This window comes from Mycobacterium neumannii (genome assembly GCF_002245615.1).
Taxonomy (GTDB): Bacteria; Actinomycetota; Actinomycetes; order Mycobacteriales; family Mycobacteriaceae; genus Mycobacterium; species Mycobacterium neumannii_A.
Map to the genome: position 1 here is coordinate 40019 of NZ_NKCO01000026.1, position 13268 is coordinate 53286.

Below are 13268 nucleotides of genomic sequence, written 5' to 3' on the forward strand. Positions count from 1 at the left end.
GATTCTGCCGCGATAACTCATGACGGATAGCCGGCGCGGTCCCCTGATACTGATTTTCTTCGCCGCGCTCACGGCCGGTGCCGGCAACGGAATCTCGCTCGTCGCGTTCCCATGGCTGGTGTTGCAACGCAACGGCTCTGCGCTCGACGCCTCGATCGTGGCGATGGCGGGCTCGCTGCCGTTGCTCGTCGCGACGCTGATCGCAGGGGCCGCCGTCGACTATCTGGGCCGGCGGCTGGTCTCGATGATCTCCGATGCCCTTTCCGCGCTGTCGGTGGCCGCCGTGCCCGTGCTGGCGCTGACGTTCGGCGTCGAGGCCGTCAACGTCGCGGTGCTCGCCGCGTTGGCCGCGCTGGGCGCCTTCTTCGACCCAGCGGGGATGACCGCTCGCGAGACGATGCTGCCCGAAGCGGCGATTCGCGCCGGGTGGACGCTGGACCGCGCCAACAGCGTCTACGAGGCGGTGTTCAACCTCGCCTACATCGTCGGACCCGGCATCGGCGGCCTGCTGATCGCCACACTGGGCGGCATCAACACGATGTGGGTCACCGCGTCGGCATTCATCCTCTCGATCGCCGCGATCGCCGTCCTGCGGTTGGAGGGAGCCGGTACGCCCGACCGCACCTCCCTGCCCGAGGGGGTGTGGGCGGGCGTCGTGGAAGGGCTGAGGTTCGTCTGGCACAACAGGGTCCTTCGCACGCTCGCGATCGTCGACCTGGTGGTGACCGGGCTCTACATGCCGATGGAGTCGGTCCTGTTCCCCAAGTACTTCACCGACCGCGACGAACCCGTGCAACTCGGTTGGGTGCTGATGGCGTTGAGCATCGGCGGCCTGGTGGGCGCGCTCGGCTATGCGGTGTCCTCGAAGTACATCAGCCGTCGGGTGACGATGTTGACCGCGGTGCTGACGCTGGGAGTCGCGATGACGGTCATCGCATTCCTGCCGCCGCTACCGCTGATCCTGGTGCTCTCGGCGATCGTCGGGCTGGTCTACGGGCCGATCCAACCGATCTACAACTACGTCATGCAGACGCGGGCACCGCAGCATCTTCGCGGCCGGGTGGTCGGCGTGATGGGATCGCTGGCGTATGCGGCGGGTCCGCTGGGACTGATCATCGCCGGGCCGCTTGCCGACTCGGCCGGCTTGCACACCACGTTCCTCGCACTGGCGCTGCCGATGCTGCTGCTGGGCATCATCGCCGTGTTCCTGCCCGGCCTGCGCGAACTCGACCACCCGCCAACGGTCTAACGGCGTGACGGTCGGCCGTCGAATTCGTCGCGCAGCGCCGTCTTGAGCACCTTGCCCGAAGCGTTGCGGGGCAGTTCCGGGACGTACTCCACCCGGGTGGGGCACTTGAAATGGGCCAACCGCTCCCGCGCGTATGCGATCAGTTCGTCCTCAGTGGCCCGCGCACCGTCCTCGAGGGCGACCACCGCGATCGGTGTTTCGCCCCATTTGGGGTCCGCGACGCCGACCACCGCGACCTCATGGACTGCCGAGTGGCGATAGAGCACCTGCTCGACCTCGACCGGGTAGACGTTCTCACCGCCGGTGATGATCATGTCGTTCTTCCGGTCGACCAAGGTGATGAAACCGTCCGCATCCATGCGTCCCAGGTCGCCGGTGTGGAACCACCCGCCACGGATCGCTTCGGCTGTCGCTTCGGGCTTCTTCCAGTAGCCCGCGAAAACGGCGGGTCCGCGGACCACGACTTCACCCACCATGTCGGTGGCGACGTCGCGGTCCTGGTCGTCCACGACACGGGTCTGCACGTGGAAGAGCGATCGGCCGACAGAACCGAACTTCTCCGTGACGTGGTCGGCGTCGAGGAGCGTGACGCCTCCGGTTTCGGTGAGACCGAAGCTCCCCTGGAACGGAACACCACCGGCCCGGAAGTACTCGAGCACCGGCATCGGACACGGTGCGCCCGCGCTGACGGCCAATTCGAGCGCCGACAAATCGTAGGACTCAAAATTGGGCACGGCCATGAGCGCCGCCCACATCGCCGGTACGAGAAACTGGACCGTGGCGCGTTCACGCACCATCGCGGCTAGCACTTCCGGGGGGCTGAAAGCGGGCAGTAACACGTTGGTGCCGCCGACGTAGATCAGCGGCAGAGTGTGCACGCTGAGCCCACCGATGTGAAACAACGGCGCCGCCGTGACGGTCCGGTCCCCTTCGCGTAGCCCTCTCCCGGCGCAAACGCCGTTGATCGTATTCCAGAACAGGTTGTCGTGGGTGAGCATCGCTCCCTTGGGCCGGCCCGTCGTGCCCGAAGTGTATGGTAGGCAACACAAGTCGCTACCGGCGATGTCGGCGTCCGCAGGGCGATCCTCACCGCTGGCGAGGAGTTGCTCGAAGTCCGTTTCCCCATCCTCGACTTCACCGCCGACCACCACCCGCGTCCGCACTCGAACGGCCTCGTTGGCGTACGCCGCCCGTGCGACCGCCGATAGCCCATTTGACCACACGAAGGCGACCGCACCGGAATCACAGAGCAGGTAGGCGACTTCGGGTGCGGCAAGCCGGAAATTGATGGGTACGAACACCGCGCCGAGCTTGCCGGTGGCGAACAGCGTCTCGAGAAAGGCGGAGCAGTTGGTCATCAGCCCGGCCACGCGGTCACCCTGCCGCACGCCACACGCGTGGAACGCCTGCGCCAGCCGATTGGTGCGCCGGTCGAATTCGGTGTAGGTGATCCGGCGGTCCCCGTCGATCAGGGCGACCCGGTCACCGCAGAGGAAGGCACGGCGGGTCGCCCAGTCGCCGAATCCGGCATTGCGGTAGTGGATCTCGTCCATGGAGCGACCTTTCCCGAAGAGCCTCCGTTAGCGAGCAGGGCCCTGCCTGGCGATTGCGGCGAGTTCCTCACGAGAACTCGCCCCGACCCGTTGGCACGCGCGATAGATGTGGCCCTCGACGCTGCGCACCGACATCACCAGCCGCTCGGCGATTTCACGGTTCGACAAACCGGCCACCACGAACTCGACGATCTCGCGCTGACGGCCGGTCAGCGGTTGACTGGCCGGAACCCTCAGGGCCGGTGTGCACAGTCCCCCGCAGGCGTCGCTGAGTTCTTTGGCCACGGCGGCGGCATACAGGCCGCGCTTGCGGTGCTGGCCGCGGGTGAACGCGACCGCCGCTTGCGCGGCGGCGTCCGCTGCGGCCGCCCGGTCACCGATGGTGCGGTAGGCGTCGGCGGCCGCGAGCAATCCTTCGCCGTCGTCGGCGGCCAGCGCTTCTGTATGGCGCGCAACGGCATCGGCCAACGGCAACCCGAGTGCGTCGGCGAGTTCACGTGCGGGCTTGGCGCACGATGTGTCACCCCACTGCGCCGCCGCCTGATGACACGCCAGCTCGTGAGTGGGCTGGCGACGCGTGCGGGCTTGGAACGCCGCCGCTCGCACGGTGGCGTTGGCGTCTGTGACGCATCCGTTGGCCACCAAGGACCAACCGGTGGCGATGCTCAGCGCCGTCTGCATGAACACGTAGTCGGGTGGCACGCTCTCACACGCCTCGGCGATTGCGTGCTCGGCCGCCTTCCCCTCACCCAGTTTCGCGTGCGCCTCGGCCAGGGCGAAACAGGTGGCCGGCCGCAAACCGCTTGTCACACCATGCCTTTGCACACCGGCCAACGCCTCGTGCAACAGCGTCACCCCTGCGCGGACGTTGCCCCGCATGAGTTCGGCGTTACCCAGCAGCGACGCCAGATTGGCGTAGGCCAGGCTCGGCATCTCTTTGGCGGAGTCCGCGATTCGCCGTGTCATAGCCTCACATTCGTCGACATGTCCGGTCAACCGGCAGGCCCGGGCATACACGCTGGCGAACCAGAACCGCATGTGCGACGCCTGAAACGACGTCATCGCCCGCTCCAGCGCCGACTCCGCGACCGCGGTAAGTTCGTCGGCCCGGCCGAGCGCACCAAGCGCCATCGTCAGCGCCACAGCCGCCAACATCGCGTCGAAGTCGGTCAGCAGTCCCGACTCCAGTGCGGCCGTGGCCTTTTGGGCTGCGGCGTCACATCGCGCCGATGCGGCGTCGACGCACGCTTCGACGGCCATGCGCGCGAACTGCTCGGCCGTCGACTCGGGACCCGATGCCAGCCGGGTCAGCACCGCACACGCGTCGTCGATGCGGCCGAGCATCCAGATCAGGTTGGCCGCCCTCACAATCGACCAGCGGTGTGCGCTTGCGGTGCCGTCGCCGACCATCCGGCTCAACACTTCCTCGACCTGCGCGCCGCGGCCGAGCAGGAAGAGGTTCAACGCGCGCAGCCCCGGCGCCTCGGCGGCACCGGCGTCGGCTGCCGCGGTCGCGAACCGGTCGGCCAGTTCGAGGTCGAGCAGCGTCATTGCGCCCCGAGCCGCCGTCAGGAAGAGCTCGGTGTCCGGTGGCAGGTCTGATTCGAGCGCGAGCAGTGCCCGTCGCACCGTCGCCTGACCGTCGGACTCACCGTCCTGGGCGAGCCGGTTGGCCAACCTGCCGCGGATCGTCGACAGGTAGAGCTCGCCGGCGGTGGCCCGACGCAATTCGCCGAACAGCGGATGGGCCAGGCGCGCCGCCAAATGGGCCCCGCTTCGCTCGACGGTCACCAGCCGCAACCGCTCGGCGGTCTCCAGCGCGTCCCGGTCCACGACGTCGCACAGGGCGTCGACCTCCAGCGGTTCGCACTGCGACAGCGTGTCGACGACGAGGGCGACAGCCGGGGTCAGTTCACGCAGTTGGCGCCCGACCATGTCACTGATGCTCTGCGACACCGCCACGCCGCCGTCCCAGATCCATACCCCAGCCGTCTGCCGTAGCCGGCCTGCGTCGATCTGATCGGTGACCAACTGGCGCAGGAAGAGGGCGTTGCCGCCGGTCAGCTTCCAGAACCGGTGAGCACTACGGGCGTCGACCGCACCACCGAGGATCTGCTCGATCACGGCGCGGGCCGCGTCGACGGACAGCGGTGCGAGGTCGAGGCGGACGAGCAGTCCGTCCTTCCACAGCGCGGTGATCGCATCGGGTTCGTCGGCGCCCGCGCGAAGGGTGACGACCAGACGGGCCGCCCGGGCCTGCGCAAGCTGATGCACCACGTGCGCGGACAGCCCGTCGAGCAGATGCGCGTCGTCGACCCCGATCAGGGTGCGGCCGTGACGATGTTGGCCGACAAGGGAATTGACCAGTCGGCGTATGTTGGGCACCGGCTCGGCAACGGCCTCGTCGATGACGGCGGTGAACGCGCCCAGCGGTAGCGCTTTCGCGGATTCGGTGCCGACGATCCAGTTCGTGCGGTCGCCCGCGCGGTCGGCGAGCCGAAGCACCTCACGTGCGAGCCGGGTCTTGCCCACCCCTGCGGCGCCGACGAGCACGACGCCGGATGCGTCGGCGCCCCCGCTGAGTGCGCGACGAATGATTGCCAGTTCGCCGTCACGTCCCGCCAGCGGATCCCCGCTGATCACGGCGGAACTATATCCCGCCGTTCTCCCACCCGCGCGGGTTTTCGAGCCGCCGTCACGCGGCTCCGGACCTGTCGAAGCCGCCGGCTCGTACCATGGCGCTGTGGAGTCACCCCTGGCCGATCTGGTCGACGCGCTGCCCGAGGGAGCCGTCGTCACCGATCCGGACATCCTGGGGTCATACCGGCAGGACCGGGCGTTCGACCCGAACGCGGGCACACCGCTGGCGGTGGTGCGTCCGCGCAGCACCCAAGAGGTACAAGCCGTACTGCGCTGGGCGACCGCGAACAAGATCGCTGTGGTGCCACGCGGTATGGGCACCGGCCTGTCCGGCGGCGCATCGGCCCTCGACGGCGCCATCGTGCTGACGACCGAGAAGATGCGCGACATCGCCGTCGACCCGGTGACGCGCACCGCCGTCGTCCAACCTGGTCTGCTCAATGCGGAGGTCAAGAAGGCGGTCGCGGAGTTCGGGCTGTGGTATCCGCCGGACCCGTCGTCGTTCGAGATCTGCAGCATCGGCGGCAACGTTGCCACCAATGCCGGTGGCCTGTGCTGCGTGAAGTACGGCGTCACAACGGATTACGTGCTCGGCCTGCAGGTGGTGCTCGCCGACGGCACCGCGGTGCGGCTCGGCGGTCCGCGGCTCAAAGACGTCGCCGGGCTGCCGCTGACCAAGCTGTTCGTCGGCAGCGAGGGCACGCTCGGCGTGGTGACCGAGGTGACGTTGAAGCTGCTGCCCGCGCAGTCGGCGGCGTGCACTGTGGTCGCGGCCTTCGGCTCGGTGGAATCCGCGGCGGCGGCCGTCGTCGCTATCACGGCCAGGATCCGGCCTTCGATGCTGGAGTTCATGGACTCGGCGGCCATCAACGCCGTCGAGGACAAGCTGAAGATGGGCCTCGACCGCAGCGCTGCCGCGATGCTGGTGGCCGCCTCTGACGACCGTGGTCCGTCCGGCGCCGAAGACGCCCGGTTCATGGCCGACGTCTTCACCGAACACGGCGCCAAGGAAGTGTTCTCGACGTCGGACCCCGAGGAGGGCGAGGCCTTCGTCGCCGCGCGGCGGTTCTGCATTCCGGCCGTGGAGTTGAAGGGCTCGCTGCTGCTCGAGGACGTCGGAGTTCCATTGCCCGCGTTGGCCGATCTCGTCGGCGGCGTGGCCAAGATCGCGGCCAACCACGAACTGCTGATCTCGGTGATCGCGCATGCGGGCGACGGCAACACGCATCCGCTGATCGTCTACGACCCCGCCGATCCCGCGATGACCGACCGCGCCCACCAGGCGTTCGGCGAGATCATGGATCTGGCCGTGAGCCTGGGCGGCACGATCACCGGCGAACACGGGGTCGGCAGGCTGAAGCGGCCGTGGCTGGCCGGTCAGATCGGCCCGGAGGCGATGGAGCTCAACCGGCGGATCAAGGCCGCGCTCGATCCGGACAACCTCCTCAACCCGGGTGCCGCGATTTGATTGCGCCGAGACCGACGTATTGGTTGAAATCACCCGCCGGCCTCGACCAATTCGTCGGTTTCGAGGTCGATGCTATTGACATGGCCCCAGGTTCTGTCGTACCAATGAGACATGACGGCTGCTCTGTCTCATGACACGCCGGTTCGATTCCAGCTCGCCAACGCCGACACGTGGGCCGATCCGTGGCCGATGTATCAGTCCCTGCGCGACCACGATCCCGTACACCACGTCGTGCCGAGCGACCGGCCGGATCACGACTACTACGTCATGTCGCGCCATGCCGACATCTGGGCCGGCGCGCGTGATCACGAGACGTTCTCTTCGGCGCAGGGGCTCACGGTCAACTACGGGGAGCTCGAACTGATCGGCTTGGCCGACAACCCGCCGATGGTCATGCAGGACCCGCCCGTGCACACCGAGTTCCGCAAGCTGGTGTCGCGGGGATTCACGCCTCGGCAGGTCGAGGCGGTCGAGCCGAAGGTCCGCGATTACGTCGTCGAGCGCATCGAGCGCATCCGGAGCAACGGCGGCGGCGACATCGTCGCCGAACTGTTCAAACCGCTGCCGTCCATGGTGGTCGCCCACTACCTCGGCGTACCGGAGGCCGATCGCGACAAGTTCGACGGCTGGACCGAGGCGATCGTCGCCGCCAACACCGCCGACGGCGGAATCGGCGGTGCGCTCGAGACGCTCGGCGACAAGCTGGGCGAGATGATGGCATACTTCACCGATCTCATCGAGCGGCGACGGGTCCAGCCAGAGGACGACACCGTGTCGCATCTGGTGGCCGCGGGTGTGGGTGCCGACGGCGACATCGCCGGTGTGCTGTCGATCCTCGCGTTCACCTTCACCATGGTCACCGGCGGGAACGACACCACCACCGGCATGCTCGGCGGCTCGGTCCAGTTGCTCCATCAGCGGCCCGACCAGCGTCGCCTTCTTGTCGAAAACCCGGACCTGATACCGGATTCGGTCGACGAGTTCTTGCGCATGACCTCACCGGTGCAGGGGCTGGCCCGCACCGTCACCCGCGATGTGACGGTGGCCGACACCACCATCCCGGAGGGCAGGCGGGTGCTGTTCCTCTACGCATCGGCCAACCGCGACGAACGCCAATTCGGCGAAAACGCATCCGAACTCGACGTGACGCGCAGACCCCGTAACATCTTGACCTTCAGCCACGGCGCGCACCACTGCCTCGGCGCGGCGGCCGCGCGCATGCAGTCGCGCGTCGCTCTGACCGAACTGCTGACGCGCATCCCCGACTTCGAGGTCGACGAGAGCGGAATCGTCTGGGCCGGTGGCAGTTATGTACGACGACCGCTGTCCGTTCCGTTCGAGGTGGTCGCCTGATGGCCGGTGACTGGTTGGCCGCGCGGCGCACCGAGGTGGCCGCGGACCGAATTCTCGACGCGGCGGGTGAGCTGTTCACCCAGAAAGAGGCCGCGACCGTCGGCATGAACGAGATCGCTTCGGCGGCAGGATGTTCTCGCGCCACGCTGTACCGCTACTTCGAGAACCGCGAAGCGCTCTACACCGCCTACGTGCACCGCGAGAGTTACCGGCTGTACCGCGAGATGACCGAACAGATCAACGCGCTGACCGATCCGCGTGAGCGGTTGATCGAGGGGATGCTGGCCTCGCTGCGCAACGTGCGCGAAAGCCCAGCCCTGGCATCGTGGTTCGCCACGACCCAGCGACCGATCGGTGCGGAGATGGCCGAGGAGTCCGAGGTGATCAAGGCGCTGACCGAGGCGTTCGTCATCTCGCTCGGTCCCGACGCACCGGAGTTGGTCGCACACCGCGCGCGGTGGCTGGTGCGGGTGATGACCTCGCTGATGCTGTTCCCCGGCCACGACGAGGACGACGAGCGGTCGATGCTCGAGGAGTTCGTCGTTCCGATCGTGCTGCCCAGCCAACGGGAGCCGACGCTCTAGCGCCGGATTCGTCAGGCCACCCAGTAAGCCTGAGCCTTGATCGCCTTCTTCGAGATCTTGTACTGCTCGCGGAAGACCTTGGCCACCGCGCGGGTCGTGCGGTTGTCGCATGCGACCCATCCGAAGTGGTCGGGGGCGTCGAACGCGGCTGCGGCCACCGCTTCCACGAGTGCCTCGCCGGCGTTCTTGCGGTCCACCCACATCACGTCGGTGGTGCGGGCGACCGGTAGCTGCCGGTCGTCGTCGTGTGCCGCCTCCAGGAACACCCGCGCCGGGGTGTCGCCGATGGCGGTCAGCAACGAGTTGATGGCGGGCAGCGACGCGGTGTCGCCGACGATCACGTAACCGGCAGGCGGCGGTTCGGGCAGCGTGAAGTTGCTGCCGAGCACCGTGACCTCGATCGTGTCGCCGGGCTGCGCGTTTTCCGCCCAGTGCGAGGCGACGCCGTCATGCAGCGCGAACTCGATGTCGACGGTGTCGGCTTGTGGGTTCGGGTCGACCAGCGTGTAGCCGCGCTGATGCAGCTTCTCGCCGTCGGCGAACCACATGCGGATCCACATCGTCGGGTGCAGCGGCGAGCCTTCGAGCATGCCGCCTGCGTCGAAGCTCAGCCGCAGGTAGTGCGGGCTGATCTCGCGTTTACCGGTCACGGTCAGCCGGTAGTCGCCCGCGCGCAGCAGCTTGAGCACCGCGCCCTGGAAACCTCGCGTTGGCTTCTTGTCCGACATCACTAGCCTTCCGTGTCGCTGTCCCGGTTAGGCTACCCTAATCTCCGATGTGCGGAAGCGGCAGATAGCACGCTTGGGGGCCTTAGCAGGTTGATCCCACCCACCTGGTGGGTGCGATCAACTCGTCAACGCGGTGCCGTCAGGGCCGCACGCGGGTGAACCGGTGCAGGAGCCACGCCAGCGGGACGGTCATCACGAAGGTGACGAGGAACAGCATGACGATCGAACCGGTGTAGATCGGATAGTGCAGCACCTCAACCATCGCCAGCTCCATCAAGATCAGGTGGATCAGGAAGATCTCGTAGGAGATCTCGCCGAGGAACACCATCGGCCGACTGGACAGCAACCGGGCGTAGACGCCGCGATCACCGAGCGCCAGCGGCGCCACCGCCAGCGTGGCGATCACCGTGTAGAAGAACACCTTCACCAGCGCCTCGCGCAGCTCGGCGGGCGAGGTCGTCGGTTCTCCGGCAATGGGCGTGGACGCGATGAAATAGCACGCCACCGCCAGAGGTACGCACGCCAGGCCGTACGCCCGCACCCCCAGCGGTTGCAACGCCGAAAGCAGCATCCCGCCGATGAACCAGACGAGGTACGACGGCAGCCACAGCCGCGCGCCGTCGGGCAGAAAGTCGGTGGTGTGCACCAGGATCAGCCACGCGGGCGTGATCAGCGCCAGGGCGGCCAGTCCGCCGATCAGCAGGCCCGGACGCCACCGTCGTCGGCACAGCACCACCAGCAACAACCACGCCAGCAGCGGCAGCACCGCGTAGAACGCGACCTCGACCGCCAGGCTCCACATCTGCGTAAGCCCTTGATGCAGAAACGAATACAGATAGTTGTCGGTGTAGATCTGGGTCAGCGTGAGGTTGCGCAGCAACCCCTCCCACGTGTGTCCGGGGTTCGGGCCCGCCGTGCGGAAGTGGTAGACGAGGTATGCCGCAAGGACCGTGACGACGTACGCGGGCATGATGCGAAGCACCCGGCGCCAGGCGTAGCGGCGCACCGAAGGTCCGGGCCTCCCAGCCGCGGACGCCTTCACCCACGGCGAGAACAACAGAAATCCGCTGAGCACGAAGAAGATCGGCACCCCGATCTCGGCGCGGGAGTACACCAGGCCGACATAGCCCTGCGGGTACTTGCCGGTCGTGTACGCGGCGTGGGTGAGCATCACCAACAACGCGGCGACGGCGCGGATACCGGTGAGCGAGGAGACACGTTCGACCCTGCTGACGGATTCCAGTCCGCCCTGCGCGTCCAAGCCGCGCGACAGCGTCATCTCTGCTTGTGCCGGCCCTTGTCCGGCCGTCGGTCGGGCTGCAGGTTGATCTTCACCCCCGAGATACGGGTGTTCTCAAGGGCTTTGAGTGTCTTCCTCGGCAGATCGGCGGGCAGCTCCACCAACGAGAAATCCGGGCGGATGGTGATGTGGCCGAAGTCGCTGCGGTGCAGACCGCCTTCGTTGGCGATGGCGCCGACGATGTGGCCGGGTCCGACCTTGTGCCGTTTGCCCACCGAGATGCGGTAGGTGGCCAGGCCTTCCCGCGGTTTGCGGTCGGGCTTGTCGCGGCGGGGACGCTCTTCGCGTTCGCGTCGTTTCTCCGGCGGCGGTTCGACCATGAAGAACTCGTCACCGCCGTGCGCCTGTGTCGCCAACGCCGCAGCAATGTCGGCGATCGGCACGTCGTGCTCGCGTTCGTAGTCCTCGATGATGCTGCGGAAGACGTCGACGCCCGGAGCGCTCAGCGCTTCGGTGATCGAGTCGCGGAACTTCGCCACCCGCTGGGCGTTGACGTCCTCGACCGTGGGCAGTTCCGCCTCGACCAGCTTGGACCGGGTGGCCTTCTCGATGGCCTTGAGCAGATGGCGCTCGCGCGGCGTCACGAACAGCAACGCCGACCCGGACCGGCCCGCCCGGCCCGTACGACCGATGCGGTGCACATAGGACTCGGTGTCGTTGGGGATGTCGTAGTTCAACACGTGCGAGATGCGTTCGACGTCCAGTCCACGGGCGGCGACATCCGTCGCGATCAGGATGTCGATCCTGCCGTCCTTCAATGCGGCGATGGTGCGCTCGCGCTGCGCCTGCGGGATGTCTCCGTTGATCGCTGCCGCGGCGAAGCCTCTCGCCTTGAGCCGCTCGGCGACCTCTTCGGTGGCCTGTTTGGTGCGGACGAACACGATCATCGCGTCGCCCTCTTCCACCTCGAGCACGCGCGTCAGCGCATCCATTTTGCGGTGGCCGGAGACCTGGATGTAGCGCTGCGAAATGTTCTCTGCGGTGGCGGTTTTCGCCTTGACCGTGACCTCGACCGGGTCGTGCAGGTATTTCTTGGTGATCTTGCGGATCGCCGGCGGCATGGTCGCCGAGAACAGCGCGACCTGCTTGAACTCGGGGGTGTCGGACAGGATGCGCTCGACGTCCTCGGCGAAGCCCATCTGCAGCATCTCGTCGGCCTCGTCGAGCACGAGGTAGTCGAGCCGCGACAGGTCCAGGCGGCCCTTCTCGAGGTGGTCGATCACCCGGCCCGGCGTGCCGACGACGACCTGGGCGCCGCGTTTGAGCCCCGCCAGCTGCGGACCGTAGGACGACCCGCCGTAGATCGGCAGCACGTTGACCTCCGGCAGGTGCGCGCCGTAGCGGCCGAACGCCTCGGCCACCTGCAACGCCAGCTCGCGCGTCGGCGCCAGGACCAGCGCCTGGGTCGCCCGGCTGTCGGTGTCGATCTTCGACAGGATCGGAATCGCGAACGCGGCGGTCTTGCCGGTGCCGGTCTGGGCCAGACCCACCACGTCGGAACCGGCCATCATTGCCGGAATGGTGGCCGCTTGGATAGCCGACGGTGTCTCGTAGCCGACGTCGACGACGGCCCGCAGCACCGAAGGGTGAATCTGCAGGTCGTCGAAGGTCAGGTCGCCGGTCGAGCCGTCGTGGCTCGCATCCGACTCGGCGGAGGTCATCGGCGTCGAGTCTAGTGCCCGCGAGCAGCCCGATTCGCCACGCGGTGTGTCGGCGCGACCTGGTCGACGCGATTTGCAAGGGTGGCTCAGGTGATGTGCACGGTTCGGCTCAACGGCCTCATGCGATCGGCGGCGGTGCTCTCGGCGGTGCTGGTGGTCGCCGTCGGCTGTGGAGCAAGCGACTCGACGGTCTCCAAGACCCCCGACGCGATGCCCCCCGCCGCACCTCCCCCGGCCGGGCCGCCGCCGTCGGCCCCGAACGCGGCGGCGTCCAGCGCACCCGTGGCGGCCGATCCGTGCGCGGTCAACCTCGCCGCGCCGGAGATCACCAGGGCGGTGGCCGAGTTGCCCCGCGACCCGCGCAGCGACCAGGGCTGGAACCCGGAGCCGATCGCAGGCAACTACAACGAGTGCGCGCAGCTATCGGTCGTCATCGTCAAGGCCAACACCAACGCCACCAACCCGAACACTCGGGCAGTGATGTTCCACCTCGGCAAGTTCATCCCGAGCGGGGCGCCGGACACCTACGGGTTCAACGGCGTCGACACCTCGGAGAGCACCGGCGACACGGTCGCGCTGCGCTACTCGAACGGCGTGCCCGGCCTCGACAGCGTGGTCAGGTTCCGCTGGAACGGAAACGGCGTCGAGTTGATCGGGAACACCGGCGGCTGAGGGACCGCCCGGCGGCCGCCTCCGCCGAACGTGGGTTACCCGCACACCTTTCGTGGCGCC

At 67.6% G+C, this 13268-nt stretch carries 10 protein-coding genes; 5 read left to right on the forward strand and 5 right to left on the reverse strand.

All coding sequences use genetic code 11. The features are described from left to right. Positions 1–19 precede the first annotated feature (19 nt). Entirely contained in the window at positions 20–1249 is a 1230-nt protein-coding gene (gene tap / locus CEX88_RS22500) for a multidrug efflux MFS transporter Tap (RefSeq protein WP_094295197.1), read from the forward strand. On the opposite strand, the gene CEX88_RS22505 is transcribed toward tap, so the two are convergent. Together CEX88_RS22505 and CEX88_RS22510 are read right to left on the reverse strand one after the other, a co-directional pair. Then, a complete protein-coding gene (locus CEX88_RS22505) occupies positions 1246–2802 on the reverse strand; it encodes an acyl-CoA synthetase (RefSeq protein ID WP_094295198.1) in 1557 nt (518 codons plus the stop codon). The genes tap and CEX88_RS22505 overlap by 4 nt on opposite strands. A gap of 27 nt (positions 2803–2829) precedes the next feature. After that, positions 2830–5445 carry a LuxR family transcriptional regulator gene (locus CEX88_RS22510; protein WP_094295224.1) on the reverse strand — a complete coding sequence of 872 codons (2616 nt, stop codon included), beginning with the start codon at positions 5443–5445 and terminating at the stop codon, positions 2830–2832. Positions 5446–5545: 100 nt separating this feature from the next. Here CEX88_RS22510 and CEX88_RS22515 point away from each other — a divergent pair, with 100 nt between their 5' ends. The 3 genes from CEX88_RS22515 to CEX88_RS22525 all read left to right on the forward strand — a co-directional run bounded on the left by CEX88_RS22515 (position 5546) and on the right by CEX88_RS22525 (position 8847). Next, on the forward strand, positions 5546–6910 hold the full coding sequence (locus CEX88_RS22515; RefSeq protein WP_238382168.1) for an FAD-binding oxidoreductase: 1365 nt from the start codon (positions 5546–5548) through the stop codon (positions 6908–6910). Positions 6911–7021: 111 nt separating this feature from the next. Continuing rightward, positions 7022–8263, forward strand: coding sequence for a cytochrome P450 (locus tag CEX88_RS22520; RefSeq protein ID WP_094295199.1), 1242 nt, complete (start codon positions 7022–7024; stop codon positions 8261–8263). Beyond that, on the forward strand, positions 8263–8847 hold the full coding sequence (locus tag CEX88_RS22525) for a TetR/AcrR family transcriptional regulator (RefSeq protein ID WP_064396283.1): 585 nt from the start codon (positions 8263–8265) through the stop codon (positions 8845–8847). Before CEX88_RS22520 ends, CEX88_RS22525 begins: the two co-directional genes overlap by 1 nt. Positions 8848–8858: 11 nt before the next feature. Here CEX88_RS22525 and CEX88_RS22530 read toward each other — a convergent pair whose 3' ends face one another. From CEX88_RS22530 to CEX88_RS22540, 3 genes are all read right to left on the reverse strand, one after another. Further along, the gene (locus tag CEX88_RS22530; RefSeq protein ID WP_094295200.1) at positions 8859–9575 is read right to left on the reverse strand and encodes a siderophore-interacting protein; all 717 of its coding nucleotides are present in this window, start codon (positions 9573–9575) and stop codon (positions 8859–8861) included. Between the two features lie 139 nt (positions 9576–9714). Next, positions 9715–10854 (reverse strand): acyltransferase family protein, encoded by a 1140-nt coding sequence (locus tag CEX88_RS22535; protein ID WP_094295201.1) that lies wholly within the window; start codon positions 10852–10854, stop codon positions 9715–9717. Continuing rightward, complete coding sequence (locus tag CEX88_RS22540) at positions 10851–12536, reverse strand: DEAD/DEAH box helicase (protein WP_064396277.1); 1686 nt, start codon at positions 12534–12536, stop codon at positions 10851–10853. The genes CEX88_RS22535 and CEX88_RS22540 overlap by 4 nt, the downstream gene beginning before the upstream one ends. A 93-nt stretch (positions 12537–12629) precedes the next feature. On the opposite strand from CEX88_RS22540, the gene CEX88_RS22545 reads away from it, so the two are divergent. Further along, a complete protein-coding gene (locus tag CEX88_RS22545) occupies positions 12630–13208 on the forward strand; it encodes an LppP/LprE family lipoprotein (RefSeq protein WP_420799242.1) in 579 nt (192 codons plus the stop codon). Positions 13209–13268: the final 60 nt, after the last annotated feature.